At 61.3% G+C, this 25,420-nt stretch carries 32 protein-coding genes, 1 tRNA gene and 1 pseudogene; 15 read left to right on the top strand and 19 right to left on the bottom strand.

Going from position 1 to position 25,420, the window contains the following annotated elements; translation table 11 throughout:
* Nucleotide 1 precedes the first annotated feature (1 nt).
* The 4 genes from EN845_RS35245 to EN845_RS01140 all read right to left on the bottom strand — a co-directional run bounded on the left by EN845_RS35245 (nucleotide 2) and on the right by EN845_RS01140 (nucleotide 1,424).
* On the bottom strand, nucleotides 2–487 hold the full coding sequence (locus EN845_RS35245) for a hypothetical protein (protein ID WP_189522861.1): 486 nt from the start codon (nucleotides 485–487) through the stop codon (nucleotides 2–4).
* Nucleotides 484–618 carry a hypothetical protein gene (locus EN845_RS36610; protein WP_281040947.1) on the bottom strand — a complete coding sequence of 45 codons (135 nt, stop codon included), beginning with the start codon at nucleotides 616–618 and terminating at the stop codon, nucleotides 484–486. The genes EN845_RS35245 and EN845_RS36610 overlap by 4 nt, the downstream gene beginning before the upstream one ends.
* Before the next feature lie 10 nt (nucleotides 619–628).
* The gene (locus EN845_RS01145) at nucleotides 629–1,030 is read right to left on the bottom strand and encodes a hypothetical protein (protein ID WP_127869456.1); all 402 of its coding nucleotides are present in this window, start codon (nucleotides 1,028–1,030) and stop codon (nucleotides 629–631) included.
* 235 nt (nucleotides 1,031–1,265) lie between these two features.
* A complete protein-coding gene (locus EN845_RS01140; RefSeq protein ID WP_127869455.1) occupies nucleotides 1,266–1,424 on the bottom strand; it encodes a DUF1778 domain-containing protein in 159 nt (52 codons plus the stop codon).
* A 97-nt stretch (nucleotides 1,425–1,521) separates the two neighbouring features.
* Between EN845_RS01140 and EN845_RS01135 the strand changes: the two genes are divergently transcribed.
* Nucleotides 1,522–1,728, top strand: coding sequence for a hypothetical protein (locus EN845_RS01135; protein WP_127869454.1), 207 nt, complete (start codon nucleotides 1,522–1,524; stop codon nucleotides 1,726–1,728).
* Between the two features lie 180 nt (nucleotides 1,729–1,908).
* Here the strand turns inward: EN845_RS01135 and EN845_RS01130 are convergent.
* The 4 genes and pseudogenes from EN845_RS01130 to EN845_RS01115 all read right to left on the bottom strand — a co-directional run bounded on the left by EN845_RS01130 (nucleotide 1,909) and on the right by EN845_RS01115 (nucleotide 4,700).
* A tRNA-Leu gene (locus EN845_RS01130) sits at nucleotides 1,909–1,994 on the bottom strand.
* 82 nt (nucleotides 1,995–2,076) lie between these two features.
* The gene (locus EN845_RS01125) at nucleotides 2,077–2,373 is read right to left on the bottom strand and encodes a tyrosine-type recombinase/integrase (protein WP_245464497.1); all 297 of its coding nucleotides are present in this window, start codon (nucleotides 2,371–2,373) and stop codon (nucleotides 2,077–2,079) included.
* A 2-nt stretch (nucleotides 2,374–2,375) separates the two neighbouring features.
* Nucleotides 2,376–2,918, bottom strand: a pseudogene (locus tag EN845_RS01120) (alpha/beta fold hydrolase); the annotation flags it as partial.
* Nucleotides 2,919–3,356: 438 nt separating this feature from the next.
* Nucleotides 3,357–4,700, bottom strand: a complete 1,344-nt coding sequence (locus EN845_RS01115; protein ID WP_245511608.1) for a phospholipase D-like domain-containing protein — start codon at nucleotides 4,698–4,700, stop codon at nucleotides 3,357–3,359.
* 178 nt (nucleotides 4,701–4,878) lie between these two features.
* Between EN845_RS01115 and EN845_RS01110 the strand changes: the two genes are divergently transcribed.
* Together EN845_RS01110 and EN845_RS01105 are read left to right on the top strand one after the other, a co-directional pair.
* Nucleotides 4,879–5,388, top strand: coding sequence for a pyridoxamine 5'-phosphate oxidase family protein (locus EN845_RS01110; protein WP_127280084.1), 510 nt, complete (start codon nucleotides 4,879–4,881; stop codon nucleotides 5,386–5,388).
* Between the two features lie 85 nt (nucleotides 5,389–5,473).
* On the top strand, nucleotides 5,474–5,809 hold the full coding sequence (locus tag EN845_RS01105) for a low affinity iron permease family protein (protein ID WP_348630714.1): 336 nt from the start codon (nucleotides 5,474–5,476) through the stop codon (nucleotides 5,807–5,809).
* A gap of 20 nt (nucleotides 5,810–5,829) precedes the next feature.
* Here EN845_RS01105 and EN845_RS01100 read toward each other — a convergent pair whose 3' ends face one another.
* Nucleotides 5,830–6,141, bottom strand: a complete 312-nt coding sequence (locus tag EN845_RS01100) for a hypothetical protein (protein WP_127869453.1) — start codon at nucleotides 6,139–6,141, stop codon at nucleotides 5,830–5,832.
* 186 nt (nucleotides 6,142–6,327) lie between these two features.
* Between EN845_RS01100 and EN845_RS01095 the strand changes: the two genes are divergently transcribed.
* The 5 genes from EN845_RS01095 to EN845_RS01070 all read left to right on the top strand — a co-directional run bounded on the left by EN845_RS01095 (nucleotide 6,328) and on the right by EN845_RS01070 (nucleotide 9,572).
* Nucleotides 6,328–6,831 (top strand): ferritin-like domain-containing protein, encoded by a 504-nt coding sequence (locus EN845_RS01095; protein ID WP_167531225.1) that lies wholly within the window; start codon nucleotides 6,328–6,330, stop codon nucleotides 6,829–6,831.
* Between the two features lie 23 nt (nucleotides 6,832–6,854).
* Nucleotides 6,855–7,484, top strand: coding sequence for an ATP-dependent Clp protease proteolytic subunit (locus EN845_RS01090; RefSeq protein ID WP_127869451.1), 630 nt, complete (start codon nucleotides 6,855–6,857; stop codon nucleotides 7,482–7,484).
* A 291-nt stretch (nucleotides 7,485–7,775) separates the two neighbouring features.
* Nucleotides 7,776–8,084, top strand: a complete 309-nt coding sequence (locus EN845_RS01080) for a hypothetical protein (protein WP_127869450.1) — start codon at nucleotides 7,776–7,778, stop codon at nucleotides 8,082–8,084.
* Nucleotides 8,085–8,096: 12 nt separating this feature from the next.
* Nucleotides 8,097–8,594, top strand: coding sequence for a hypothetical protein (locus EN845_RS01075; RefSeq protein ID WP_127869449.1), 498 nt, complete (start codon nucleotides 8,097–8,099; stop codon nucleotides 8,592–8,594).
* A 54-nt stretch (nucleotides 8,595–8,648) separates the two neighbouring features.
* Entirely contained in the window at nucleotides 8,649–9,572 is a 924-nt protein-coding gene (locus EN845_RS01070) for a cytochrome c (RefSeq protein ID WP_127869448.1), read from the top strand.
* A 77-nt stretch (nucleotides 9,573–9,649) separates the two neighbouring features.
* Here the strand turns inward: EN845_RS01070 and EN845_RS01065 are convergent, their stop codons facing one another.
* The 8 genes from EN845_RS01065 to EN845_RS01030 all read right to left on the bottom strand — a co-directional run bounded on the left by EN845_RS01065 (nucleotide 9,650) and on the right by EN845_RS01030 (nucleotide 17,832).
* Nucleotides 9,650–10,066 (bottom strand): c-type cytochrome, encoded by a 417-nt coding sequence (locus tag EN845_RS01065; protein WP_127279974.1) that lies wholly within the window; start codon nucleotides 10,064–10,066, stop codon nucleotides 9,650–9,652.
* Nucleotides 10,059–10,937, bottom strand: coding sequence for a cytochrome c oxidase assembly protein (locus tag EN845_RS01060; RefSeq protein ID WP_127869447.1), 879 nt, complete (start codon nucleotides 10,935–10,937; stop codon nucleotides 10,059–10,061). Before EN845_RS01060 ends, EN845_RS01065 begins: the two co-directional genes overlap by 8 nt.
* The gene (locus EN845_RS01055) at nucleotides 10,925–11,233 is read right to left on the bottom strand and encodes a hypothetical protein (RefSeq protein WP_127869446.1); all 309 of its coding nucleotides are present in this window, start codon (nucleotides 11,231–11,233) and stop codon (nucleotides 10,925–10,927) included. Before EN845_RS01055 ends, EN845_RS01060 begins: the two co-directional genes overlap by 13 nt.
* Nucleotides 11,230–11,832 (bottom strand): cytochrome c oxidase subunit 3, encoded by a 603-nt coding sequence (locus tag EN845_RS01050; protein ID WP_127869445.1) that lies wholly within the window; start codon nucleotides 11,830–11,832, stop codon nucleotides 11,230–11,232. Before EN845_RS01050 ends, EN845_RS01055 begins: the two co-directional genes overlap by 4 nt.
* Nucleotides 11,829–13,700 (bottom strand): cytochrome c oxidase subunit I, encoded by a 1,872-nt coding sequence (ctaD, locus tag EN845_RS01045; protein WP_189521814.1) that lies wholly within the window; start codon nucleotides 13,698–13,700, stop codon nucleotides 11,829–11,831. The genes EN845_RS01050 and ctaD overlap by 4 nt, the downstream gene beginning before the upstream one ends.
* A 32-nt stretch (nucleotides 13,701–13,732) precedes the next feature.
* Complete coding sequence (gene coxB, locus EN845_RS01040; RefSeq protein WP_127869443.1) at nucleotides 13,733–14,728, bottom strand: cytochrome c oxidase subunit II; 996 nt, start codon at nucleotides 14,726–14,728, stop codon at nucleotides 13,733–13,735.
* Entirely contained in the window at nucleotides 14,725–15,285 is a 561-nt protein-coding gene (locus EN845_RS01035) for a cytochrome c (protein ID WP_127869720.1), read from the bottom strand. Before EN845_RS01035 ends, coxB begins: the two co-directional genes overlap by 4 nt.
* A gap of 150 nt (nucleotides 15,286–15,435) precedes the next feature.
* Entirely contained in the window at nucleotides 15,436–17,832 is a 2,397-nt protein-coding gene (locus EN845_RS01030) for an FdhF/YdeP family oxidoreductase (RefSeq protein WP_127869442.1), read from the bottom strand.
* Nucleotides 17,833–18,063: 231 nt separating this feature from the next.
* Between EN845_RS01030 and EN845_RS01025 the strand changes: the two genes are divergently transcribed.
* The 7 genes from EN845_RS01025 (at nucleotide 18,064) to EN845_RS00995 (ending at nucleotide 22,925) form a co-directional block, all read left to right on the top strand.
* Complete coding sequence (locus EN845_RS01025) at nucleotides 18,064–18,525, top strand: hypothetical protein (RefSeq protein WP_245511607.1); 462 nt, start codon at nucleotides 18,064–18,066, stop codon at nucleotides 18,523–18,525.
* Nucleotides 18,522–19,742, top strand: coding sequence for a divalent metal cation transporter (locus tag EN845_RS01020; RefSeq protein ID WP_127869440.1), 1,221 nt, complete (start codon nucleotides 18,522–18,524; stop codon nucleotides 19,740–19,742). Before EN845_RS01025 ends, EN845_RS01020 begins: the two co-directional genes overlap by 4 nt.
* Nucleotides 19,742–20,101, top strand: coding sequence for a hypothetical protein (locus EN845_RS01015; RefSeq protein ID WP_127869439.1), 360 nt, complete (start codon nucleotides 19,742–19,744; stop codon nucleotides 20,099–20,101). The genes EN845_RS01020 and EN845_RS01015 overlap by 1 nt, the downstream gene beginning before the upstream one ends.
* Nucleotides 20,102–20,103: 2 nt before the next feature.
* A complete protein-coding gene (locus EN845_RS01010; protein ID WP_127869438.1) occupies nucleotides 20,104–20,460 on the top strand; it encodes a hypothetical protein in 357 nt (118 codons plus the stop codon).
* Nucleotides 20,461–20,614: 154 nt separating this feature from the next.
* Nucleotides 20,615–21,505, top strand: a complete 891-nt coding sequence (locus tag EN845_RS01005; RefSeq protein WP_245511606.1) for a YihY/virulence factor BrkB family protein — start codon at nucleotides 20,615–20,617, stop codon at nucleotides 21,503–21,505.
* A 417-nt stretch (nucleotides 21,506–21,922) separates the two neighbouring features.
* On the top strand, nucleotides 21,923–22,357 hold the full coding sequence (locus EN845_RS01000; RefSeq protein ID WP_127280192.1) for a hypothetical protein: 435 nt from the start codon (nucleotides 21,923–21,925) through the stop codon (nucleotides 22,355–22,357).
* Nucleotides 22,358–22,556: 199 nt separating this feature from the next.
* Complete coding sequence (locus EN845_RS00995) at nucleotides 22,557–22,925, top strand: hypothetical protein (RefSeq protein WP_127869437.1); 369 nt, start codon at nucleotides 22,557–22,559, stop codon at nucleotides 22,923–22,925.
* 71 nt (nucleotides 22,926–22,996) lie between these two features.
* Here EN845_RS00995 and EN845_RS00990 read toward each other — a convergent pair whose 3' ends face one another.
* Complete coding sequence (locus tag EN845_RS00990) at nucleotides 22,997–23,392, bottom strand: hypothetical protein (protein ID WP_127280194.1); 396 nt, start codon at nucleotides 23,390–23,392, stop codon at nucleotides 22,997–22,999.
* Between the two features lie 31 nt (nucleotides 23,393–23,423).
* On the bottom strand, nucleotides 23,424–25,178 hold the full coding sequence (locus EN845_RS00985) for a thiamine pyrophosphate-dependent enzyme (RefSeq protein WP_127869436.1): 1,755 nt from the start codon (nucleotides 25,176–25,178) through the stop codon (nucleotides 23,424–23,426).
* Nucleotides 25,179–25,420: the final 242 nt, after the last annotated feature.

The raw sequence follows: 25,420 nt of genomic DNA, 5'->3' as shown, positions 1-25,420 counted from the left end.
TTCAGGATTGGCCGTTAGCGGACTCGGCTGCCCGCTTCGCCCGGTGGGCCTCTAGGGCATTGCGCTTTTTCACAGCCCAAGCCTCTGCGTTGGCTTTAGCCTCCGCTTTGCGCTGCGCATGAGATCGCCGAAGGTTTGTTCCCGGGTTAGTTCCCGGTGCATGGCTCGCGGTCGAATCGTCTCTGTTCTGATCGCGCGGTCGCCATGATCCCACCTTGTCGACACCGTCTGGCGGCGGCGCCATCGTGAAGCCAGCGGTGATGCCAAGGTAGAGGGCGTAAAATTGGCGCACGTGCGGCACGGCCCGCCCTTGGTGCAACGAGTCCCATTTCGGAAAGCCTCTGCGCTCGAGCGCCGGGATCACATCGCGCTTCCACCTTGATGCGTTCTGCTTGCCGACGATTGCGATGGCTATTTCCAAGTCGGTCGCGAATAGCGGTAGCTTGTCGAGAGCAGCATTCGTGACGGTGCGAGGCTCTGGCGTCATGGCGTGCTCTCCATCCGGGCGATGCGTTCCCGCCGCAGCCGCTTCTTTCGTTGCGGCGTCCAGTACGACGGATCCTTGTTTGCGAGGTCGAGTTGTTCGCCTTCAACCGAGGCGCGCTTAGCCGCGGTCATCGCCGCTTTCTCAGCGCGCTTTGCCGCTCTCGCCTCGACTTTGGCACGCGACACTAGGCGCTTCTCTTCGAGGCGTCGCTCTCGTTGCGGCGTCCTTTTCCTTGCGGAGACGGCGTTTTTCTTCCCGGTCGCGTTGCTTGGTGCGCAGCAAGTCCTTGTAGGAGGTATCCGCCGAATAAAACGCCACGGCGCGCGCAGAAACAGGCTTGGTTTCCGTGGCGGGCGCCCGCATGACCTGCCAAATGTCGAGAAGATCCTGCTCTGAGAATAGCACGGATCTCCCGTGCATGGAGCAGCAGCCATAACGCTTGCCGAGTGTGATAACGCCTCGCCGCGTCATCTTGAGGCGCGTCGCAGCTTCCTTTGCTGTGTAGATGGTGCCAAGGCCAGCGAATGACGGAATATCGATCATTGCGCATGAATCCATAAAATCCTTGCGGAGTCCAGAGGGAGTACTTGCAGGTATCTGTCTTTCGGCGATTACCGCTTTACTGTCGCGTTATCTCGGTAAAGCGGTATTTGACTTGGCTGCCGGCGTTTTTATATGCTCTGTAGCCTACCGAGATCGGGGGGGCAGGCATTTGGAAGGGCCGGCATTGACGCTTCAATGCCAGGGCGCGCTGTAGCGTGGTAACTGCGGCGCGCCTCTACTCTGCCTTCGGAAGGAAGCCCTTGGCCTCTAGATCGGCAACGATCAAAAGCTCGACATATGCAGATAGCGTGCGTCTATCGGCCTTGGCTGCCTTGTCCAATGCGGCTTTGACCTCGTCTGACAGCCGAATGCCGATGCTTGCTGCGCGGATCATTTTTGCTCCTGTTGAACGATGTTGAACATTGTTGTTGACGATTGTTGAACATCGTTATATAACGTTCAACATCGCAACGCAACGAGGAGTCGCAGCAATGCTTAATGCAGTTCAACCCGGCCAGGTCGTGCAGTACGGCCACAACGCGGCTAAGGCCTTCGTCTTGGCGCCTGCGCACTACCGCGGATACTGGCAACTCGAAAACGTGTATGACGACGAGGGCGCGTTCGCCATTGTAGCCGAGAAGGATCTGCGGCCTGCCGAGCTTGATGATGATGAGCGGGAGCTTTGGGGAAGGAACTGACGACTTGCACCCGCGCGCGGCCTTTGACCAGCCATAACCCAAAGTCGACGTGCCGCGCGAGGCCCGTCCCTCGAAAGGGAGGCGGGCTTTTTGTACGGATACCCTTACGGATACCCCGATCAAATCTAGCCGGGGCGTCATCTACATCTGAAAATGCCAATTTAATAAGCAATTTCAATATGGTGCGGACGACGGGAATCGAACCCGTACGATCAGAGATCGAGGGATTTTAAGTCCCTTGCGTCTACCAATTCCGCCACGTCCGCCTGCTGCGATTACAAGCACTTAAGCGAGGTCCGGTCCAGCCACTTACTTTCACTTGGCACCGGATTGGCACCGACGGCCAGTTTACTGTTCCGCGCCTGTTCTCATCGCAGCTTCTATCGCCGCTGCCGCGCCTTCGTCTGATCTCTTGAACAAGTGCGCGTAGACCGACAGCGTGACGACGGGTGACGCATGCCCCAGACGGCGGCTAATTGCAACCACGTCGAGCCCGCCAGCGATGAGGGCGGAGGCGTGGGTGTGTCTCAAGTCATGGAAACGCACCTTGGGAAGCTCGATGGTAGCTGGCGCGCCTTCCGCGGCTGGCTTCCTCAAGCGGTCGATAGTATCGCGCCAGGCTCCCGAAACGCGAGACGGCGCTATTGCTTCGCCATCCGGGGTGCAGAAGACCAGCGCATCCTTGCCGAGCTTCCCGCCAGGATGGCGCGTTCGGGCTTTTCAGGCTGCGCGAAAAAGAACCAGTGGTACCAGTCGCGGGCGAATGTCCAATCGGCGCGTTCCAGATGCTCCAGCACCGGCAGTCCGTCTACCGTGATCAGCTTCCGCACCCTGTCGGGATGATCCATCGCCATCCTGAATGCGACCAGACTGCCACGGTCATGCCCGGCAACGACGAAGGTCTGGTACCCTAACCGTTCCATCATCTCCACCAAGGCCTTCGCCTTCGCTCGTTTGGACGAGTATCGGCTCGCCGGGTCATCCTTCGGTTGGTAAGAGCGCCCGAAGCCCGGAAGGTCAGGGCACAGGACGTTGAAATCGGCCAGCAGCAGATTCGCGACTTGGCCCCACGTCATATGAGAGCGAGGATGGCCGTGGAGGAGCAGCAGCGGCGGACCAGATCCGCCATGCCTCACCCGTATCGGCCCACTCTTCGTTCCGATCGTTTCGAGCACGAAGTTCTCGAACATCCGCATATCCTTGGAAGGCAGCCGGGTTTCCAGTTAGGGAACTCGCCGCGTCCAAAATGGTTCAGACCGCTCGCGCAGTGGAACTCCCTGTAGTGCGGCAGATGCCATCCGAACGCGCCGACCCAGTGCTTGGCTGGCGGCGCAACAATCCTTCATCCTCGAAGGCGCCCCAGCGCACCTATGATCCGAGAGTTGCTGCCGGGGTTAGTGGCCATTCGGCGAACAATGGATGCGTACCCATCCGCTGCCTCCTCTTGCGGCTTCCACCGCCCGCTTGCCGCCAGGCAGAGCCTTTACAACTGCGGCACGGGCATCGCGGCAAAGGCCGGCGATCGCCATTGATGAGGCGCTATTGAGCGTGAAGAGATGCTTCGCCATAGGTTCACTGCCTCACCCGTTCGATCAGAGGCATACTAGTGCGGCTTGTCTGCACAGACGCTACAGCTGCGAGCGCAGTCTGCTCGACAACCAATCCGTCACCTTTTCAGTCCACGGCCGCGCTTGCCACTCTTCAAGACTGATCTGCCTCGACCGCCCAAGGTCCTGGTTGAACAGATCGATCTGAGTCTGTGCGAAATCCTTGCCGTAAATGTTCAGATTGGCCTCGTCGTTGAGACGCAGTGACCGCTCGTCCAGGTTGGCCGAGCCGAAGCTGGCCCACACATCATCCACGATTAACAGCTTGGGGTGATACATTGTCGGTTGAAACTCGTGGATGCGCACCCCGGCTTTGAGCAACTCGCCCCAGAAATAGCGCGAGCCTTTTCGCACGATAGGGACATCCGTCAGCGAGTTGGGCACGATGACGTCGACCGCGACCCCTCTTTTCCTGGCGTCCAAGATTTGCAGGATCGCAATGTCGTCCGGAACGAAATAGGCCATTCCGATCCGCAGGTGATCCTTGGCGGCAGCCATGGCGGCCAACATCATCAACTCCATGTCTTCCGAACCATTCGGCTGGGAAGCCAGGGTCAATTGAGCGCTGAGTGATCCTGCGGGTTCAGAAGGCGGGTAGAATTTTTCTCCCTGCAAAGTTTCGCCTGCCGCCTCGAGCCAGTTCTCGGCGAACGCCGCCTGGAAGGCGGATACGGCGGGTCCTTCTACCTGATAGTGGGTGTCTCGCCACTCGTTCGGGTTGCGTGCGTCTCCCAGCCAGTTGTCGGCGATCCCGACGCCTCCGGTAAATGCGATCTTCCCGTCGACTATGAGCAGCTTGCGGTGGGTTCGATTGTTCACCCGATCCATCGTATACCAATGGACGGGTCGATAACGCTGAAACCGCACTCCGGCGCTGGTCATGACGTGGATCAAGTCTTCGTCGAAGGGCAGGCTGCCGACCCAGTCGACAAGCACGCGAACCTCGACGCCATCTCGCGCCTTCGCAGCCAAGGCCATGGCGAAGTCGTAGCCCACTGTTCCCGACCAGTAGATGTAGGTTTCCATATCGATGCTGGAATGAGCAGCATGGATCGCTCGCAGCATCGCGGGAAAGATCTCGTCGCCATTGACCAGGGTCTGTACGGCGTTTGCATCGAACATCTGTCCGTTTGAATAGCTGCTCATGCTCCTTGCGAATGCGGGATCCTCGGCATCGAAAACGTGTGGGACGATGGTGCGCAGCGCCCGTGGATTCGGCATCAGGTTAATCGCCGCCAGCGTGACCAGACCCGCGGTGATGGCAACCGCAAGATATTTGAGTTTATCGAGCCAGCGACCAAGCTTTGTCCGGGCGGCGACCGCCTTTCTGATAGCAGATCGCGTTCCAGAGATGCTCGGCCGCACGTCTCTTGCCATGTTCAAACGGTGAATTCGCCCGACAAGAACTCTCGATTGGGATGAGGGTTCCCGGATGGAATGGGTCGGGTTGGCTCCGGTCCGCGTGGTATCGCTCGGCGATTGAAGTGGAACGCCGAGACCCTCCCGGAGTTGTAGCAAATCACCCTGTTCCGAAGGACAACTGATGACCCACGATCAAGAGCAAGATAGCGACCTGACCCCGGTCCAGGCCACGGACCGGATTTGGGAGCTCGCCAGAGATATCGACATCTGCATGTTTGTGACGTGGGACGGGGAATACAATCGCGCCCGTCCTCTCTCGGCGCGCGTCAGGAGGGAAGAGGGCGCCATCTATTTCCTCGTCAATGACGACAGCGCCAAGAACAAGCAGTTGGCGAAATATCCCAAGGTAACGTTGGCCTGGAGCGACAGCAGCCACTACAAATACGTTACGATCTCGGGGTCGGCCGCAGTGACAAACGACAGAGGCAAAATCGCGGAGCTCTGGGAAAAGACCGACAAGGCCTGGTGGGAAAGCGCCAGCGATCCTGAAATTAGGCTTATCAAGGTCACGCCGGACGAAGGCGAATTGTGGGACAGCCCAGGGCTTGTCATGGCCACCGCGAAAATGGTTTTCGCCGCAGTTTCCGGGGCCAAGCCCGATGTCGGCGACAATGCCAAGGTGCAACTCTGAAAGTTCCGGTGAGGCTTGTTGCGGAAGTCGGAAGCGGCCTTGCCTCTGATGAGTCGTCGACTTTGTAGCGCGACGTTCGAGATCGATGACAATGGCAAACAATCAAGTGAGGAGCGCCATTACCAAGATCGGTACGGTGACGTCGCGACCGTACGCCTTTCTGGTGTTTTTTGCGTACACCGGACTTTGGCTGGTTTTCGAACGCAGCAGTCTCGACTGGCATGGTGTGGCGACGCTGGCGACCTGGGCGATGACGCTGTTCATACAGCGCGCCGAGCATCGGGACACTCAAGCCTTGCATGCTAAGCTCGACGAGCTGCTGCGCGCCTCTGCGAAGGCGGACAGCACGACAGCCAAGATCGACGACAAGGAACCCGAAGAGATCGAAGCCGAGCGAAAGCGGCGACAGAATGACCGCTGACATTGATCGGTGCGGAACGTTCAGCCCATCGATGCGGCGATGCCGAAAATCGCCGCTGCTACAACTACGACCGCGGCGATGACAAGTAACGGCCAATTCCGGCGCGGGCGCGGCGCGCTTTCCACCGGTCGCATTGCATTGGCAAAGGTAGCCTGGTTGTTGAAATCCGGCTCGCGCAAGGGAGCCGCAGCAGCGATACCCGGTGTGTCGGCGGCTTCCGCATCTGTTTCTAAGGGCGCTGCCGCGGGGTCGAAGCCGGGCGTCTTGTCATGCGTTTTGCCTGCCTGGACATCGCCTCGATCTTGGGATGGCGTTCTTCTGGTCGGGAACATGATGATACCTCCTGCCGCCGAACTTCTCCCCGGCATCATGGTTCCAATAGCCCCTTGTGAGCCAGCCACCTCAGCTTAAGGCGGAAGGCTACGTGCCGAGAAAGAGGGCGCCGACGAGGAACAAACCGGCAGCCTGGTGGTTGGATTGCAGCGTGCCTGGCACGCCCAATGGAGCAGGAGAGAGAGATGGCAGAAAGAAAAGGCTTGGAAGACCTGTTTTACGACGGCCTGAAGGACATTTACTACGCTGAGCGCAAGATACTCGCCGCCCTCAAAAAGATGGCAAAGGGCGCGGAGTCCGCCGAACTGACCGCCGCTTTCGAGAAGCATCGGGATGAAACCGAGGCCCAGGTTGAACGCCTGCAGCAGGTCTTCGACATTTTCGGCAAGCGAGCCCAAGGCAAGGTCTGCCCCGCGATCGACGGCATTCTTGAGGAAGGGCAGGAGATCCTGGAGGAGTTCGAGAATGCGCCGGCCCTCGATGCCGGGCTCACAGCCGCAGCGCAGGCCGTCGAACACTACGAGATCGCCCGCTATGGGACCTTGGTGACCTGGGCGGGCCTGCTTGGCCTGAAGGATGCGGTTCCGCTTTTGGAGCAGACGCTCAAGGAAGAGAAGGCGACGGATGAAGCGCTGACGAAGCTCGGTGATGCGGGCGTCAATCAAAGGGCCCTGCAAGAAGCGGCCTGATTGGCTCGATCGAGGAACGCTACATGACTATCCATGAAGACGCGCGACCCGAGCGGGGCGCACGTGAGGAGGCAATGCCGTCGGGCCAGGGCCCGAGCCAACGGCAGCTGCTGTTCGAGCCCAACATTTCCATCAACGGCCTGATCAACGAGGGCACGGTGCCTTTCTTCCTTGGGCGCCTACAAGACGTGCGCGATAGTGGCCAGGACATGTTGATGGAACTGAACACCAATGGCGGCGATGCCGACGCGGCGCGACGCATAGCTCATGAGGTCCGGCTCTTTCGTCGCCACAGCGGCCGCAATGCTTATTGCGTCGGCAAGACGAATGTCTACTCGGCTGGCGTGACTGTGTTTGCCGCTTTCCCGAAGCCGTGCCGCTTCCTTACCGAGGACGCGGTTCTGCTTGTGCATGAACGGCGCATGGAGACGAACATAACCCTTAACGGCCCGATGAAGTCTTGCATCCAGATCATTCGCGAGCAGCTGGCTTTGCTCGAGACAGCGGAGCAATTGGAGAAGGAGGGCTTCACGGAACTCGTCGCCGGAAGCACGCTCAGCCCCGATGAGCTTTATCGGCGGGCGACCAAAAACTGTTACATCCACGCCAGGGAGGCTCTCGAGTTGGGGATCGTGGCCGGCGTGCTACGCTAGCGGGCCTTGGTAACGGCCGACACGCAGAATGCTGCCGCTTCGACGGTGGAACCTCCGTTCGCATAGGAAGTTTCGATAGGCCAATTCAAGGAGTCCCGTGATGCCCTCAGACAAGGTCCCAGCCGCTCCGGTCCCCGGGTCGCGCTCGGCGGTAAGGCAGAGCCGCCATCCCACGCCGTCTCCGGCAACGGAGAAAGTCTCCGGCGCTGGGCCGGCCATTTCAGAGCATTCGAAAGACGCCAAGGCGCCGAAATCGGGTCGTCAGCCCGGCGCCTACGTCAAGGATCGGACATGAACGCGGCGAACCTCCAACTCGAAGGCCTAATGATGGCGGTCGCGGCAATCAACAACGCGCTCGTCCATCGCGGCATGTTGTCGGTCGATGACATCGATGTGGCTTTGCGCAAGGCCGAAGCCTCCGTGACCAGCGATGAGCGCGTTTACGAAGATATGTCACCCGCCAACCGGGACGCGATCTGTTTTTCGCTGCGGCTTTTGTTGTTGGCCAATCGGGGGCAGTACGAAGCCGGAGTCCCGTCATTCGGCGAGTTGGCCCGGCAGGTAGGCAAGACCAAGACGCTTTACAACGACCAGATGTAGCAGGAGGATCGCATGCAAATCGTGGCTACCACTGTCGACCATGCCGGCACTCCGGTGGTGGAGTTCCAGGGCGAGGGAGGCGAACAGATCGCAGTGACCCTGGACGCCCCGACGACCCTGTCCGACGGCGAGTTGATTGCGAGGGCCAAGGTCATGCTGCTCCATGCGGCCCAATTCGAGGACGGCGCCCCAAACGGACCCTCCGAGCCCAACAATCGGGAGGCGTCCCTGTACACCCTCGAATACCAGGAAAAGGGCCGGATCCGCGCGGTAACCGGCTTGTCGTTTCCAAGCGTTCAGGCAGCTGCTGAGGAATGCAAACGCTCCGCCGAGGACCTGTGGCAAGACGCACTGTCACGGGGCGAAGCGCCGCTCGGATGGGCCGTGGGTGCGCGCGACGAACATGGCACGGTGGTGGCGACGGTCGACTTCGCTGACCTGCAGCGGGAGGCTGCCGCCGTGAATCCACGAAAAACCAGCAAGTCCGGCCCTGATGAGCCCTTCAGCTGATCGCTGACGGCCTGCACAGATCCGGCCGTGCGCGGATACGGCGGAAAAGTCCCAATGCGACTGCCCTCTTGGCCTACACTTGCTGTGGCGGTTCTGGCGGCCACGGGGCTCGCTTCGGCCACTTTGTGGTATCTGACCGAAGTTCAGGCGCCGTATTCGCCTGATGATCCGTTGTTTTCTGAGGCCGGCGATGAAGCGCGCGGCCAGCTTGTCTTCGCTGCGGGTGGCTGCGCTTCCTGTCATACAACTCCCGGGCAACCCGATGATTTGAAACTCGGAGGCGGCTTGGCGCTCGCCTCGCCCTTTGGCACATTTCGGCCGCCCAATATCTCCCCCGATCCAGTGGACGGCATTGGGGCGTGGACGGTCGCGGATCTTGCGAACGCGTTGATCGGCGGCGTCTCGCCTTCGCGGGAGCATTATTATCCGGTATTTCCCTATACGAGTTTTACCGGGATGAAGGTGGGGGATGTAAAAGATCTGTACGCCTATTTACGGACCCTCCCCAAAGTGGCCGGGCGCGCGCCGCCGCACCGCCCGAAGCTTCTTTTCCGCATCCGCCGGTCCGTCGGGCTATGGAAGCTGATGTTTTTTCGCCAAGGACAGAACGCCAGCCACCTCACTGGAGATCCCGTGCATGACCGGGGTGCCTACCTGGTTGAAACGGTCTCTCATTGCGCCGAATGTCATTCCGCGCGCAACGTTTTCGGTGCGATCAAACCGGATACGCGGTTTGCGGGCGGTGTCGACCCGCAAGGCACCGGCTTCGTTCCCAACATCACCCAGGCAAGACTGCGCGAATGGACCGAGGATGACATCGCCACCATGCTCGAAACCGGCGAGACGCCCAATCACGGCCGGGTTGGATCGTCCATGGCCGACGTCGTGAAGAACACCGCCATGTTGCCCGACAGCGACCGTCGGGCGATCGCACGCTACATCAAAGCCCTGTCGGCCGTAGCCACGCCGCATCCGTAAGGCCCCACCGTCGCGGGTCGATCTGCTTTCCGGTCTACGACTACCAGGATCCGCCAGGCCGGCGCGCCGGGTAGGTGTCATTGAGCGTAAAGATACGCGGCCAGGTCGCGGGCTTCTCGCTCCGAGATTCCTGTTACGGGCATTGCCGTTCGGGGAGAGAAGGTTTTCGGCGAGACGATCCAGGCGACGAGATTGTCGGGACGGTTTTCCAGCACGCCGGCAATGTATACGCGCTTCGATAGTTCTGTCAGCGGCGCGCCGGTCTGGCCGTCGGCACCTTCTATGCCGGGGATGGTGTGGCAACCCGAGCAACCGTAGCGACGGAAAATCTCTGGAGCATGGTCGGCATTGCCGCCGGTCATCATCCTGGCGGTGGCCGCCTTGGTGTTGTTGTCGCGCACGACATTCGTCGCGACAAGCGCGGCCGACGCAGCAAGAACGGTCACGGCGATGAAGCCGACCGGGCCGGAGATAAAGGCAGGATGGTCAGGCATTTTGCATCCCCCTGTCGCCTGAGCCACGGATCCAGAGCGCCAGCATGACCATTGCCACACCCGCATAGATGGTGCCGGCCGGCACCCACATGATCATGCCCGCCAGTTGCTGGTCTTCCAGGGGTGTCAGTCCCCACGCCATGGCCGTCTGCGTCTGCGCGACGTAGAGCACGCGCGGCGCCAACGCCATCAACGCCCCGAGCACGCTGGTGTGGATCATGGTCACGAACAGATGCCATGCGGCGACCCCATGGTCGCTTCTCCAGACCATCGCCCACCAGAACAGTATCGCCGTGGCGAGGAAGCTGAGATGCTGGAGCCGGTGCAGGGTCGCATCTGTCACGGCCGTGTCGAACAGGATCGGCACATGCCACGCCCAGATAGCCACGCCGTGAAGGATCGTCGCATTCGCCGCGCTCGTGCACCAATCCCATGGCCGTCGCAGCAGGGGCGAGCGCATTGCCGCAGCAGCCATGTGGCGCGCGCGCCTGGGCAATCCCCATAGCAGGATTCCGGCCGGCCGCGCGAAGACGATCAGCGGAGCCGAGACGGCCATGACGACCTCATGCTCGATCATGTGGAAGGTGAAAAGATGTTCCCCCAGCCAGTGCAGTGGGGACATCAGCGAGCCGGCGAGCGTCAGCAAGCCGCCGGCATAAAGCAGCGCACTGATCAGCGTGGCGCCGGGCCGTCTGGTTCGCCACGCCAGCCTTGTCACGCCCAGTCCAAACAGTATAGCGAGGACCGCGAGCGGCGTGACGATCCATGGATCGAACGTCCAGGACCCTCCAGCACCATGCGTCTCGTCGCTATGCGCCATGGCCGGAGTGGCGACCATGAACAGGATTGACGTGCGGATCAGCGTTGGCATGGGTCCAGCACCATTGCGGCCGTCCCCTGCAGGGCCAGCGCGAACAAAAAGGCGAGCGCGATAAGGAAGCCGGTATCGACGACGAATCGCCCGGTTTTTCCCAGTCCCTGCAATCCAACTCGCGACACGACGATGCCTGCGATCGCGAAGACGATCAGAAGGCCGCAGAAGATCGCGGTCCAAGAGACATTCTGCCGGCAATCCAAATAGGGCGTGACCTGCCCAAACTGGGTGCTGAGCCCCCAGGCCGCGAGGGGAAGCAGAAGTCCGATGTGTCTTAGCCAGGTTTTGGTCAAAGCCGTGGGACCCAATAAAGGCAGGCATACATCGGCAACCACGTCGCGACCACGAAGTTCCAGTACATCGCATTGTCGTTGACGTCACCGAAGCGGCGCGGATTGTCGGCGTGTCGTGAAAACATCAGGCAGGTCAGCACCAGGGTCTCGACCACATCGGTCAGTATATGCGTGGTGTGGAGGCCGAGCATGACCCACACGATCGAGCCATAGGCGTTCTGGTCCCACTTGATGTGCATCGCGGGGAATTCGAAGGCGCGTAGGATCAGCGGCACAATGCCGACCAGCGACATGACGATCAGCCCGATGCGGACCTTGCGCAAATCCTGTTGGCGCGCCCAGCGATTGACGAGGATGTTGGGCAGGACGCTCAGCACCAGGAACACCGTAAGAATCGTCCCCGCCAAAAGGTCAGGCGGTGCGGTATCCAGAGGCCACAGCGGCGCCAGGCTCATCAGATAGAGATAGACAGCAATGGCCAGGGCAAAGCCGGTGCCTTCGATCAGCATGAAGGCTAGGGTTCCCCACCAACTCTGGCTGGCGGAGCCGAGGCCATGCGGCGGGAGATCGGCGAGATCGATGACGATTTTTTCCTTCATGCTTCGTCCTCCGGCACGCCTTTCGGCCAGAACCAGCCGATGAGCGTGATCCCCAGCGGTATCGAGCCCCAGACGACGGCCCACGGGCTGAATATCGACCAGATCAGCATCAGCGTGGTGGCAAGTGCCGCCCATAGGGGCCAGATGGAGTCTCCGGGCGACGCCTCACGCGCTTCCGGCGATGCGTGAACGACGCTGCTGGTCAGCAGTTCCCGGCGGTCGACCCGCAGTCCGCTGGCGACCGGCACAGCTTCGATGTCATCGGACAAGGGATCGTGGCGATCCACTACCGGCAGCCGCGCGAAATTGTAGGAGGGCGGTGGCGACGAGGTGGCCCATTCCAGCGTCCTGGCGCCCCAAGGATTGGCTGGCGCCAAGGATCCTGATCTGGCGCTGCGTATGGCGTCGACGAAAAACAGCAGGAAACCCAATGAGAGGATGGCGGCGCTGAGGCTGATGAACAGGTTCAAACCGGACCAGGGCATCTCCGGCTGGTAGGTGTAGATGCGGCGCGGCATGCCTTGCAGGCCAAGAATGTGCATGGGGAAAAAAGTCAGGTTGAACCCCGTGAAGATCAGGCCGAATATCCAGCGGCCAAGCGTCTCGCTCATCATTCGCCCGGTGAACTTCGGAAACCAGTAATAGACCGCGCCCAGCAACGGAAACACCGCGCCGCCGACCAGCACATAGTGGAAATGGGCGACGACGAAATAGGTGTCGTGAACCTGCGTGTCGAAGGGAACGGAGGCCACCATCACCCCGGTCAGGCCGCCGATGACGAATATGACCATGAAGCCGATGACGAACAGGAACGGCGTCTTGAACACGGGCCGGCCGGCCCACATCGTTGCCAGCCAGCAGAAGATCTGCAGCCCCGCCGGAACGGCGATGGCCATGCTTGAAGCGGTGAAGAAACTCTCCCCGAGGCGCGGCAGCCCAGCGACGAACATGTGATGAACCCATAGCCCGAACGCCAGGACGCCGGTGGCGATCAGGGCCATGACCATGCCCAGGTAACCGAACACGGGCCGCCGCGTGAATGTCGCCACGATGGTCGAAACCATCCCCACCGCCGGCAGGAAGATGATGTAGACTTCCGGGTGGCCGAAGAACCAGAATAGGTGCTGCCACAACAGCACGTCGCCACCTTCGGCGGGGTTGAAGAAATGCGTACCTACCAGGCGATCCAGGATAAGGGAGGAGCTGGCGACCATGATCGCTGGCATCGCCATGATGACGAGAAACGACGTGACCAGCATCGACCAGACAAACAGCGGAATCCTGTCGAGTGACATGCCCGGGGCGCGTTGCTTGAAGACGGTGACGACGATTTCGACGGCCACGGCGAGGGCCGATACCTCGGTGAAGGTGATCATCTGCGCCCAGATATCGGCCCGCTTTCCGGCGCCGTACTCCGGGCCGGCGAGGGGTACATAGGCGAACCACCCGACATCGGGACCGGTGTCGACAGCGAAAGCGATCCAGAGCAGTAGCCCGCCAGCGAGATACACCCAGTAGGAGAACGCGTTGAGCCTGGGGAAGGCGATGTTGCGCGTTCCCACCATCAACGGCACGAGATAGATCGCCATTGCCTGCATGACGGGCACGGCAAAGAGGAACATCATGTTCGTGCCGTGCATCGTGAAGATCTGATTGTAGCGATCCGGGCCGATGAAGCGGGCTTCGGGTTGCGCGAGTTGCAGCCGTATCAACAGCGACAGCACCCCACCCAGGGCCAGGAAGACGAAGGCCGTGGTGACGTAGCGCCGGCCGATGATCTTGTGATCGACCGTGGACAGCGCGCCCCACAGCCCGGACGGCGTCGACCAGATCGCCGTGAGGCGACGGTGGAGTTCGGACGCTTCCATTGAACTGTCACGGAGCCCGTCGCCATCCTGCGTCATTTAAGGCTCTCCATATAGGCGGAGATATTTCGCAGCTCGATGCTGGTCAGCGGAACCATCGGCATGTTGTTTCCGGGTTTGAGCGTCTGCGGATCGGCTATCCAGGCCGCCAGCGAGCCGCGGGTGGTTTCCAGCAGCCCGGCGGCGATCGTCCGCCGGCCGCCAACATGCGTGAGGTCAGGTCCGGTCGTGCCGCCGGCAGGCGTGCCGCGGACCGTGTGGCAGGCAGCACAGGGTTTTGCCATGAACGACGCCTGCCCGGCGGCTATGTCGGGATCGGCCGACCCGGCAGCGTCCAGGCGTTGGGTTGCGGCCCAGCCTTCAAAGGCGGCCTGCGTTTCGGCGATCACCAGGATGGCCATGTGGCTGTGCTGGAGGCCGCAGAACTCCGCACATTGCCCGCGATAGACGCCCGGCTTTTCAGCCCTGAGCAGCAAGCTGTTGGACCGCCCGGGGACAAGGTCCTGCTTGCCCGCGAGGCTCGGCACCCAGAAGGAGTGAATCACGTCGGGGCTTTCGAGCCGGAGCCGCACATCCCTGCCGACGGGTATGTGGATTTCATTGGCGGTCTGAAAGCCAGGGCCTGCCGGGGAATCGGCATAAAAGACCTGCCACCACCATTGCTGTCCCCGTACGGTGATGGTCAGGGCGGTGCTGTCGGGAAGACCGATGTTGCGCGTGGTGTAGAAGCTGGCGATGGTCATCCCGGCGATGATGACGACGGTCGCGGCGATCGCCGCCGATACCGCCACGGTCAGCGGCTTTTCGGATCCGGTCTCTTGGCTCACAACGCTGCGGCGTGCACGCACGAGCGCCAAGCCAAGCATGATCATGACAAGGATCCAGATGACCGTGCATACCGCGACGATGCCGACGATGAGGTGCTCGACATGGATCGCCGGGCCGCCCTTGGCGCCGAGCGCCGACTGATAGCCGCCGCAGCCCAACGCGAGGACAAGGACGGATAGCGGGAGGGCGCGGTGCGTCTTCAAGGTGTCGGCCCCTGGTCCGGGTGAACGCCCGCCGGCCCTTCGTCGAAGAGTATTTTCGCCGGACCGCGATTCTCGGCCGGGCGGGTCTGCTTGTCGTCGTTGCGGCTCGGCGCGGCCACCTTCGGCTTGTAGGACCCGATCGTCTGCACATACCCGGCAAGCTGCCATATCTGTTCCGAGGTCATCCGGTCGCGAAAGGCTGGCATGCCATGCGGGCGGCCGTCCCGAATGGAGGCGACGATCGAGACCATTTCGGGGCCGTAAAGCCACCAGCCATCGAGGAAGGAGGGACCGACGCCGCCACGGCCGTCGCCATGGCACGAGCCGCAACCGAACCACGCATAAAGCCGCTTGCCCTGGCTGAGGTTCCAGGCGTCAGATTCATAAGGTTTGCCGATTGCGAAGTAACTCTCAGGTGGCGATCCGCTGATGCCGTTGGGCATCAGTTTGAAGCGGTCGAGATCGGCCGCGACGGGCGGGTCGAGGCGAAGCTCTCTCGGCTCCCCGAACCACCCCAGAATGGCGCCAGAGGCGGCAAAGAACAGAAGGCCCGCCAGCGCGAACGCTGCCTTCGAAAAGCTGGAAACCTTCTCTGCCAAGCGGCCCTCCGCCCGAGAGCAATTCCAGGAACGACTAAGCGGTTCGGCCAGGAATTGCGTTAAACAAAGAGATAGAGCGGTCCTGGTGGAAGGATACCGCTCTGAAATTCAACCATCCGGAGCGGTGGGCGATCGGCTGAGACGGACCGGCAAGAGTTTGTAGGAAGGCGTCTTCGACTTGGGGTCGTGATGAGCCAGCGGGAACAGCGGGTTCGTCTCTGGATAATAGGCCGCGCAGCAACCTTTCGGGATGTCATAGGCGACGACCTTCAGTTCGGTCACCGTGCGAGCTGTCGCCGCGTCGATTGCTGTCGTCAGGTCGACGTTCTCGCCCTCGGCGAGCCCCAGACGCGCAATGTCCTTTCGGTTCAGGAACACGACCCGGCGCGTGCCGCTGATGCCGCGGAAACGGTCGCTGTAACCGTAGATCGTGGTGTTGAACTGGTCGTTGGAGCGAAGCGTCGCGAGATGGAGGACATCGGCGCTCCGCTCAGTCCCCAGCTCCGGAAAAAGTCTTTCCGGCGTGATGAAATTCGCCTTGCCGCTTTGTGTCACCCATTTGCGCTCGCGCGCCGGCAACGGCCTGGCGAAGCCGCCAGGTTTGAAAAGCCGCTTGTTGAAGTCCTTGAAGGTTTCGGGGTAGGTGCGCTCGATGGCGTCCCGTATTTCGGCATAGTTGCCGACCCAGGCGTCCCATGGAACCTTGGTGTCACCGAGCGTGGCCTTGGCGATGCCGGCGACGATGGCCGGTTCCGAAAGGAGTTCCGTGCTCGCGGGTTGAGCCTGGCCGCGCGACCCATGGAAATGGGCGATGGAGCTTTCCATGGAGACCGCTTGAGGGCCTGTCGCCTGTTCGTCCACTTCGATACGCCCCAGACAGGGGAGCAGGTAGGCGATCTCGCCATGCACGACATGGCTACGGTTGAGCTTCGTCGCGATCTGAACGCTCAGGCGCAGTTTGCGCCATCCCTCTTCCATTGCGTCGGTATCTGGGACCGCTTTCAGGAAATTGCCGCCGAGGCTGATGAAAGCACGGGATTGGCCATTCATGATGGCTTCGCATGTCTCCACCGTCGAGTGGCCGGTCCAGCGCGGCGGTTGGAAGCCATACAGCTCGGCGAGCTTGTCCAATGGGACGAGACCCGGCTTTTCCGTAATCCCGACGGTGCGCTGGCCCTGCACGTTGGAATGTCCACGCACGGCGCAGATATTAGCCCCGGGCTTGCCGATATTGCCGCGCAGCAAGGCGAGATTGCACACCATATGGACGTTCTGGACGCCCATCAGATGTTGCGTCAGCCCCATGCCATAGACGGACAGCACTGCATCGGCGTTGGCATAGGTCGCAGCGGCCTGCATCATCTGGTCGCGGCTGAGGCCGGAAACGCGCTCCAGCTCCTCCCAGCGATGACCACGGCACGCCTCAGCGAATTCTTCAAACCCGGTCGTGTGCTGGTTGATGAAATCGTGGTCGAGCACGTGTTTCTTGTCGGCTGCGCGCATTGAGGCCGCGAACGCGACCATTGCCGCATTGCCGGGATCTTTCGGCGTGCCATCCTCTCCCGCAACGATGCTTGTGCCGGAGGCCTTCAGAATGTCGTCGGCTTCGATCAGCGCCTTGCAGACTCCGAACAGTGCCGCGATGTCGCCGCCATTGTTGACCTGGTAATATTCCGATGAAATCTTCGTCTCTTTTCCGGTCAGCATCTGGACGGGCGACTGCGGATTGACGAAGCGCTCCAGTCCGCGCTCGTGAAGCAGGTTGAAGGTGACGATCTTGACGCCGCGCCGGACCGCGTCCTGGAGATCGTGGAGCAGGCGAGGCGACGACGTTCCGACATTCTGGGCGATGTAGAAGATGCAGTCGGTGTTTTCGAAGTCCGACAGGATAGCCGTGCCGACAGAGGCGCCGATGCTTTCGGGAAGAGCCACCGACGAGCTTTCGTGGCACATGTTCGAACTGTCGGGCAGATTGTTGCTGCCATACATGCGAGCGAACAGCTGATACATGTAGCTGGTCTCGAGCGAGGCGCGCCCTGAGGTGTAGAGGTCGACCTGCCGCGGATCGAGCGCACGCAGTTCCCGTCCGATCTCGGCGAATGCTTCGCTCCACGCCACCGGTAGGTACCTGTCCGTGGCTGCATCCCAGCGCATGGGATGGGTCAACCGCCCCTGTTCCTCCAGATCATGGTCCGCCCAGCGTTCCAGTTCGCCCAGAGTGTGCTTCTCGAAAAAATCTGGGCCGGCGCGCCGCGACGTGACTTCCCAAGCCGTCGCCTTCGCGCCGTTCTCACAGAACTCGAGCGGGTGCGTCTTGGCCGGCTTCGCCCAGGCACAGCTGACGCACATATAGCCTTCCGGCTTGTTCTGCACCGCCAGCAGCTTCGGCCCTTTGAGAGGCACGTGTTCCTGGACCGTGATTGCTGTGACAGATTTTGCGGAGCCCCAGCCGCCGGCCGGTCCGCCATACGGTTTGCGTGGCGAGCGACGCGATTCCGAAGTCATTTTCGTCTCTTTCCCTGCCCAAGCGACTGACGATGTATTGCAACGATCCAACTTGCCGCAGCGACGATTGTTCCTCCGTCATGTGACTTGGCTACGGGTGTTCAGGCTACAGGCCGACTTGCCAGGCCCGATACGAGGGCCTGCAGGACTTCGGTCCCGTTGACGCACTGTCGCGGCGCGCTAGGTCAAGGCAAAACGCCGGATGCTTGTCTCTGGCGCGGGGAGCTTACCGTGTGGCGCATCCAATGCCTTGCAATCGACGGCAAAGGCCAAGCTGGCCCTCTTGGCCCCATGTGGTTGCTGACGCTTGCGATTTGCACCGCATGTTCGCCTTCCGATCAGATCGACCAGCAATCGCGAACTGCCGCATCGGCGGCCCAGACGGTGGCGATGACGCTTGATGTCTGGGCAGCAGGCGAGGCGCCGTCCCGATATACGCTCCGCACCCTGCAATCCGTCGGCAAGACGCTTGCCGACGTCCAGTCGCAACTCAGGTCCGCCGGATCAGCCGAACCTGCCGAACAGGCCGCGTTGGCCGCCGCCGTGGGCCGGATGTCTGAAGCGGTCGCGCGGGGCGAAGCGGGGCTGCAAACCGGCAGTCGCTCCGAGGTGCGAAACGCACAGGACGACGCTCAGGCGGCTGCCCGCGCCCTGGCTGCCGCTTACGCCAGATATTTTGCGCCGAAACCATGAAGAAGCTTCTGGAAATATCGCTCGGCGTCGTTACCAGCGTTGGCGGCTTTCTCGAAGTGGGGTCGATGGCGACTGCCGCCCAGGCCGGCGCGACCTTTGGTTTCCACCTGATATGGGCAGTGGTTCTCGGCACGTTCTGCATCATTTTTCTCGTCGAGATGGCCGGGCGGTTTGCCGCTGTGAGCCAGCACACGATTGCCGACGGAATTCGGGAGAGGTTTGGCTTCCAAGTTTTCCTGTGGCCTTTGCTCGCGACTTTGCTGGTCAACTTCCTGGTGATGTCGGCAGAGATCGGCGGCGTTTCGATCGCGCTGGAACTGGCCACCGGCATCGGTTTTCAGTGGTGGGCACTGCCGGCTGCCTTGCTGGCATGGCTGATGCTCTGGAAAGGCACGTTCGGCCTCATCGAGAAAGGCGTCTCGATCCTCGGTCTGGTGACGCTGTGTTTCGTCGTCGGCGCGGTCATGCTGAAGCCGGATTGGAAGGCGGTCGCGGCTGGCGCAGTGCCTTCTTTGCCAGCGCACGACGCGGCAAATTACTGGTTCATGGCTGTGAGCATTCTGGGTGCTTCGATATCGCCATACCTGTTCATGTTCTATTCCTCGGGAGCGATCGAGGACAAATGGGACAAGAGCTATCTTGGGGTCAACCGGGCGATTGCCTGGCTCGGCATGACCTTCGGCGGCACGATCTCGGTCAGCGTGCTGATCGTATCCGCGCTCGTGCTTGCAACGCATGGCATCGTGCAGGTGGATGATTATCATCAGTTGCCATTGATGCTGATACCGATATTCGGCTTTTGGGGCTTTGTGCTGTTCGTCGCTTCGCTCGGCATTGCCTGCTTCGGCGCGGCGGTCGAAGTCGGGCTGCAACAGGCCTATCTGGTGGCGCAAGGTTTCGGCTGGGATTGGGGTGAGGATCTCAAACCGCGTGACGATCCCGGGTTCAGCACCGTCTATACTGTTTCATTGTTTCTGGCCGCCATTCCCATCATGCTGGGACTCGACCCGCTCAAGCTCACCATATTCTCGATGGCGCTAACGGCCGCCAGCCTGCCGCTGACCGTGGTTCCATTCCTCTTTCTGCTCAACGACGAGCGCTATGTCGGCGCGCACCGCAACGGCATCGTCTCAAACGCCGCCGTCATCTTCATCATCACGCTCGCCTTCGTGCTCGCGGTGGTGACGATTCCGCTGCAGATATTCGGAGACGTATGATGAACTTGCTGCGCGATGTCCTCGACAAACAAGTACTCGACCGGAAGGGAGTGAAGATCGGCAAGGTCGACGGGCTGGTTGCCGAGCTGCGGCCCGGAAAGCCGCCCCGGATTGTCGCGGCCGAGCTCGGCTCGATCACCCTTGCGCGTCGCCTCGGCGCACGGCCCGGTCGCTGGGCAGCCCGGCTTGCCGCGTGGCTTGGGGGAGACCGCCATAGCGAGCCGCACCGGATTTCCTGGAAGAAGGTGCGCGATATCGGGCTCGATATCGAGTTCGACATCGACGGGCGCGAGACGTCGATCTTCGACTGGCAGGATTGGCTGCGCGATCATTTCATCGGTCGCATACCGGGGGCGTAGGCATGACCACCACCGTCAACCTCGAACATCTTGCCGGCAGGCGCGTGCTGTCGCTACGCGGCAAAAGCGTAGGCCATATAGAGGAGATACACGCCGAACAGGTGGGCGGCGATCTCGTGGTGACCGAATTTCACGTTGGCATCTATGCCGCGCTGGAGCGGCTTTCTGCTTTCTCTATCGGCTCGGCATTGCTCGATCTTTTCAGGCTGCGGCGGCGCGATGGCTTCTATCGCATCCCTTGGGATATGCTCGATATCTCCGATCCGAAGCGGCCGCGTTTGCTGTGTCCGATGACCGAACTCTCCCAGATGACAGGCGAAGCCGAACCGCATCGGATTCAGGGAAAGCGACGAGGATGACGCGGTTGTCGCCTGGCCGTATGCGAAAGCAGCGCAATGTTGGCATCGGCCGCGAGGCGCATTTGAAGTGACCACATCGCCGGCAACGGGAACATAGGCAGTCCGCGCGCATTGCTAGTGAACGCCATTGCAGGCACGGCTTACGGTCTCGACCATGCGACCCCTGATCACGGACACCTGGAACCTGGTGCGCGAAAGTGCCGTGGGCTTTGTCAACGACAATGCGCTAAGCCACGGCGCTGCGATTGCGTTCTACGCCACGACGTCACTGGCGCCGATACTGCTCATCGTCGTCGCGATCGCCGGCCTTGCTTTCGGTCACGAGGCCGCCCAAGTGGCCTTGTCTGCCCAGCTGTCGGGTCTGATGGGGCCGGAAAGCGCAGACCTCCTGCGGAGCGTACTGGCAAGCGCGTCCCGAAAATCGTCCGGGACCTTGGCGGCGCTGATCGGCATCGCCACCTTGCTCGTAACCGCTTCAGGTGTCTTTGGCGAGATGCAGCAGTCGCTGAACACGATATGGAAGGTTGAACCGCAGGGTGTTTCGTTGTCGCGCCTTATGCGTGCAAGGGCGGCAAGTCTGGGCCTGGTCGCTGCACTGGGTTTCATGCTGCTCGTATCGCTCGCGGCCAGCGCGGCGATCGCGGTGTTAGGCGATATCATCAACGCTCACATGCCGTTTGGCGCCCTGATCCTCGCCGCCATCAATCTGGTCTCGTCGTTCGTGCTGATCTCGATGATGTTCGCCGCGATTTACAAAATCCTGCCCGATCGAAACTTGACATGGCGCGATGTCGGCATCGGTGCTGTCGTCACTGCTTTTCTGTTCACTGTCGGAAAATCGTTTATTGGCTGGTATATCGGCTCCAGCGCCATCGCGTCGTCCTACGGAGCCGCCGGCGGTCTCCTCGTCATATTGTTGTGGGTCTACTATTCAGCGGAAATTTTTCTTCTCGGTGCGGAATTCACGCGCGCCTACTCGGTTCGGCACGGCAAGCAGATCGGATCTGGGCGCGCTGGCGCACGGGGACGTGCCTGCGACAGGTGAGTTGCCATCGAAAGACGTCGACCCATTTGGTACAGGCAACTCCGCCGGGATCGTGACGCTGGTTGCAGTGGCTTGCGCGACCGCTACGTTGACCAGCCTCGTCCTCGGCTTGCGTCGTCCCTGACATGCGCCGTCCGAGCCGCAGAATTCCAATGACGGGTCAGCCGGCGGGTGATTGGTTCGGAGGCCCGGCCGTCCTTGGCAAGATCATCCAAATAATACACGCGGGCGTGGAACATTGGTCGACGCTGGCAGTTCTGGATCGCTTCAGATGCCGCCGCGTGGTGTCTGCGGAAGATCGGTGGAAACACCAGATCGGCCCGCGCCTCTTTCCCTCAGGACGGCGCGGGCTTCCACGACCGCACCTTACCGCGAGATTCCGGCGAAGGATGCTGGAGCGAGCAACAGGAGCCAGCCATGAAACACCAGACACTCGATCAATTGCAGGCGATCGCTGAGGTAAACGCCTCGGTGCCTGCCCCGCGCATGACCAGGACGCAGAGGTTGCAACGTTGGGCCGACCTTCTCGGGGAGAACCCGTCGCGATGCCTCGCCGCGCTTACCGGCACCGAACACATGCGCGCCTCGGTGCGGCAGGAAGCGCGCGCCGCAGGCTCGCCGATCACGGTCGCGTTCGAAGATTCGCTGTTGCGTGCATGCGGCCTGAGCAATGACAGCTACGGCGAAGCCAAGCGCTTCTTCGAACTCTCCGACTGGCAATTGCACGATATCGTGTGCAGCTGTCATGTCGGCTCCACCATGCAGGCAGGGTGGGTTTCTGCGCGGGTCCGCAGGATCTTGACCGGCAACAGGATCGCTGCGTGGCTGCGGCGGCAGTTGTGGGCACATTGAGATGCGTTCCGCCGAAACCGGAAACCGCTGGAACATTGTGCCATGATCGCTGTTAGGGACGCGGCCGGATGCCTTCCCCCCTCCGGTCAGTCCCCAGTGGCTCGCTGCCTCTCCCCCCGGGCAGCGGGCTCCGGAAGCCACCGGGATAGCTTGGGTCGATCGACGTGCATCAGGCCTCACGCAATAGGGGTCAACGGCAATGAGCAGAAGGTCCAAGGATCAAGGAACGCCGGTGCCCCTGCAAGGAACATCGAGCCAGGGTTCCCGGCGCACGCTGGCTACGGTTCTTGCCCTGGCGTTCCACGTCGTTCCGGCCGCCGCCCACCAGGCCCCGGCCGGATGGCAATATGACAGCTCCTGCTGTTCGGGTGTCGACTGCTACCAGGCGCCTGCTTCGGACGTGAAGGAAACCCGGAACGGATATCAGCTGTCGACCGGAGAATTGATCCCCTACAGCGATCACCGCATCAAACGCTCGCACGATGAATATTTTCACGAATGCAAGCCCGGCGGGGACGCCAAGCCCCAGCGCTCGTACTGCCTATATGTTCCAGATCGCGGCATGTAGCCCGTGATGGGCCCATCCAATCTGCCGGTTGAGCATCGGGAAGTGACCATGGCTCGAACTCCGGATGATCTCTATGTCGTGGTCTGAATGACCAGCGTAAGCGTACCGTCTCCATCGACGTTGGCCGCGATGACCTGGGAGGAGTTCAGCCCATTCTGCGTTAGCGCCGCCGTTGCCTGCTGGGACCCGTCGATCGAGTTCTGCAAGGCTCGCAGGTCATCCGCGGTGGTCTGGGCAACGATACGCTCGGCCTGCATCTTGACGTCCGGGGGAAGGTCGTCAATGGAGATGATGGCGACCCGCGTAAACCCGTTGCTGAAATCGAATTGACCCTGATCTGGCGCATCCTGATCCAACGGATCCAAGGGCAGGGACAAGTCGCCCGCTGCCCGCGGCCCCGCAGTCTGAGCATGGCTGGGCGACAGCTGAAACAGAACTGAAATCACAAGTGCCGCGAAAAAGCGCAATGGCGGATTCTCCTTGTTGGACCCGCACCCGTCAGACATCCATCATAGATCTGGCGGGCTCCCGGGCGATATTCTCTTCGATCTGTTCGTGGCCCGGCGTCTGCGGCAGGGCCTTCCGGAAATTCCTGGCATAGTGGGACGGCATCTTGGGCGGCATCATCGGTTCATAGGCATCGACAAGCGCCTCGACTATCACCGGGCCGTCGACGGCGAACGCTTCGTCCAGAACAGCCTCGATCTGGTCGGCCCGATCGATGCGCAACCCCTTTGCGCCCATTGCCTCGGCCGCCTTGGCAAAGTCGATCGGCGCCAGTTCGCAGCCGAATTGCGGGTTGCCGAGAAACATCATCTGCTCCCACGCGATCTGGTTGAGCATATTGTTCTTGAGGACCAGAAGCTTCAGCGGAACGCCGTAACGCACCGCGGTGGAGAATTCGCCGAGCTGCATGGCGAGGCCACCGTCACCGACGATGGCGGCGACCGGTCGGCCAGGGAATGCGATCCCGGCGGCGATTGCGTAGGCTAGCCCGCAGGACATCGACGCCAAAGCGCCCGAGAGGCCAAATGCCTGGCCCTCGCGCAAGTCGACATGGCGTGCCGCCAGTTCGGTATTCTGGCCTGAATCGGTTGCCAGCACCGTATTGCTGGCCAATCTTTCTCCGAATGCGCGGACGACCAATTGTGGTTTTACGGGATGGGCCTGCGCGTCCTCGGACTGCCGCATCATTTCGCGCCACTTGCCCATGTTGTCCTGCGCCCGCAGCAGAAATTCATTGGAAGGCTTCTGCGTCAGCCGCCGGTTGAGCGCGCGCAATGTCTCGGCCGCATCGCCGACGAGCCCCGCCTCTACCGGGAAGCGCAGGCCGATCCGTTGCGCGTCGCAATCAATCTGGACGCCCCGGGCCTGTCCGGGTTTGGGGTAGTACTCGATATATGGAAAAGTCGAACCGACGATCAGCACGGCGTCACAGTTCTCCATCATATCCTGCGATGCCAGTGTTCCCAGAATGCCGATGCCACCGGTCGTGTAGGGATGATCGTCCGGCAGCACCGCCTTGCCGAGCAGGGCCTTGGCCACCGGCGCCTGCAGCAGCTGGGCAGTTCGCTCCAGTTCGCTTGCCGCCCCCAGCGCACCACGGCCGGCCAGGATCGCCACGCGCGGGGCCTCGTTGAGAACGGCTGCTGCCTTGTCCAACTCGACGTCTTGCGCCACCATATGGCCTGTGAACATATTTTGCGGCGTGTGCTCGGGACGATTGCGCTTGGAGCGTTTCGTCGGCTCGCTCTCCTGTTCCTGGGTGTCGCTGGCAATCGAAAGATGAGCAACGCCCTTGCGTGCCAAAGCGGTGCGGCACGCGAGACTGGCGACGTTTTCCATATGGGCGGCGTCGGAGACCTGAACATTGTAGACCGCAACGTCGTTGAACACGCGTGTGAGGTCGACATCCTGTTGGGTGAACGTCTCGATCAGATCGTGAAACTGCATTCCCGTGATTGCCAGGACTGGCGCCTGGTCAAGCTTCGCGTCGTAGAGCCCGGTCAAGAGATGTGTGCCGCCGGGGCCCGATGTGGCCAGGCAGACGCCCAGCTTTCCGGTCCATTTTGCATAGGCGCATGCCATGAACGCAGCCGATTCCTCATGCCTGACCTGGATGAACTTTATTTTTCCGCGCCTTGTGCGAAGCGCTTCCATGATGCCGTTTATGCCATCTCCCGGAAGGCCGAACACCACCTCCACATTCCATGCGATCAGTGTCTCGATGAGTATCTCTGCTGCGTTGGACATGCCGAATTGTCTCTCCGGTGGATGGCGACCGAACCGGCGAACGGCGAGTTGGTTCCTTGATACCGGAAATCAATGGAGTCAGGTCCGGTCTGTAGGTCAGGATCGGATGGAATCCGCCTAGGCGCGCTCCATTCACATGCCTGCGAGAGTAGAACCGCAATTTGCACTCCGCCGACCCGGAGCCTCGGCCCATTTCGCCGGTTCGATGTTGTGCCCCGGCTGGCCGGTCACGGCACCTAACT

The sequence above is a fragment of the Mesorhizobium sp. M8A.F.Ca.ET.202.01.1.1 genome, from assembly GCF_004791595.1.
In the GTDB taxonomy this organism is placed as follows: Bacteria; Pseudomonadota; Alphaproteobacteria; order Rhizobiales; family Rhizobiaceae; genus Mesorhizobium.
Note: the sequence above shows the minus strand (reverse complement) of the source record. Positions and strands in the feature narration are given on the sequence as shown.

Excerpts from the sequence above, each read along its gene's own strand:
- EN845_RS35245 (WP_189522861.1), bottom strand. The coding sequence starts at position 487 with ATGACGCCAGAGCCTCGCACCGTCACGAATGCTGCTCTCGACAAGCTA.
- EN845_RS36610 (WP_281040947.1), bottom strand. The coding sequence starts at position 618 with ATGACCGCGGCTAAGCGCGCCTCGGTTGAAGGCGAACAACTCGACCTC.
- EN845_RS01145 (WP_127869456.1), bottom strand. The coding sequence starts at position 1,030 with ATGATCGATATTCCGTCATTCGCTGGCCTTGGCACCATCTACACAGCA.
- EN845_RS01140 (WP_127869455.1), bottom strand. The coding sequence starts at position 1,424 with ATGATCCGCGCAGCAAGCATCGGCATTCGGCTGTCAGACGAGGTCAAA.
- EN845_RS01135 (WP_127869454.1), top strand. The coding sequence starts at position 1,522 with ATGCTTAATGCAGTTCAACCCGGCCAGGTCGTGCAGTACGGCCACAAC.
- EN845_RS01110 (WP_127280084.1), top strand. The coding sequence starts at position 4,879 with ATGACCCACGATCAAGAGCAAGATAGCGACCTGACCCCGGTCCAGGCC.
- EN845_RS01105 (WP_348630714.1), top strand. The coding sequence starts at position 5,474 with ATGACAATGGCAAACAATCAAGTGAGGAGCGCCATTACCAAGATCGGT.
- EN845_RS01100 (WP_127869453.1), bottom strand. The coding sequence starts at position 6,141 with ATGTTCCCGACCAGAAGAACGCCATCCCAAGATCGAGGCGATGTCCAG.
- EN845_RS01095 (WP_167531225.1), top strand. The coding sequence starts at position 6,328 with ATGGCAGAAAGAAAAGGCTTGGAAGACCTGTTTTACGACGGCCTGAAG.
- EN845_RS01090 (WP_127869451.1), top strand. The coding sequence starts at position 6,855 with ATGACTATCCATGAAGACGCGCGACCCGAGCGGGGCGCACGTGAGGAG.
- EN845_RS01080 (WP_127869450.1), top strand. The coding sequence starts at position 7,776 with ATGAACGCGGCGAACCTCCAACTCGAAGGCCTAATGATGGCGGTCGCG.
- EN845_RS01075 (WP_127869449.1), top strand. The coding sequence starts at position 8,097 with ATGCAAATCGTGGCTACCACTGTCGACCATGCCGGCACTCCGGTGGTG.
- EN845_RS01070 (WP_127869448.1), top strand. The coding sequence starts at position 8,649 with ATGCGACTGCCCTCTTGGCCTACACTTGCTGTGGCGGTTCTGGCGGCC.
- EN845_RS01065 (WP_127279974.1), bottom strand. The coding sequence starts at position 10,066 with ATGCCTGACCATCCTGCCTTTATCTCCGGCCCGGTCGGCTTCATCGCC.
- EN845_RS01060 (WP_127869447.1), bottom strand. The coding sequence starts at position 10,937 with ATGCCAACGCTGATCCGCACGTCAATCCTGTTCATGGTCGCCACTCCG.
- EN845_RS01050 (WP_127869445.1), bottom strand. The coding sequence starts at position 11,832 with ATGAAGGAAAAAATCGTCATCGATCTCGCCGATCTCCCGCCGCATGGC.
- ctaD (WP_189521814.1), bottom strand. The coding sequence starts at position 13,700 with ATGGAAGCGTCCGAACTCCACCGTCGCCTCACGGCGATCTGGTCGACG.
- EN845_RS01030 (WP_127869442.1), bottom strand. The coding sequence starts at position 17,832 with ATGACTTCGGAATCGCGTCGCTCGCCACGCAAACCGTATGGCGGACCG.
- EN845_RS01020 (WP_127869440.1), top strand. The coding sequence starts at position 18,522 with ATGAAGAAGCTTCTGGAAATATCGCTCGGCGTCGTTACCAGCGTTGGC.
- EN845_RS01015 (WP_127869439.1), top strand. The coding sequence starts at position 19,742 with ATGAACTTGCTGCGCGATGTCCTCGACAAACAAGTACTCGACCGGAAG.
- EN845_RS01010 (WP_127869438.1), top strand. The coding sequence starts at position 20,104 with ATGACCACCACCGTCAACCTCGAACATCTTGCCGGCAGGCGCGTGCTG.
- EN845_RS01005 (WP_245511606.1), top strand. The coding sequence starts at position 20,615 with ATGCGACCCCTGATCACGGACACCTGGAACCTGGTGCGCGAAAGTGCC.
- EN845_RS01000 (WP_127280192.1), top strand. The coding sequence starts at position 21,923 with ATGAAACACCAGACACTCGATCAATTGCAGGCGATCGCTGAGGTAAAC.
- EN845_RS00995 (WP_127869437.1), top strand. The coding sequence starts at position 22,557 with ATGAGCAGAAGGTCCAAGGATCAAGGAACGCCGGTGCCCCTGCAAGGA.
- EN845_RS00985 (WP_127869436.1), bottom strand. The coding sequence starts at position 25,178 with ATGTCCAACGCAGCAGAGATACTCATCGAGACACTGATCGCATGGAAT.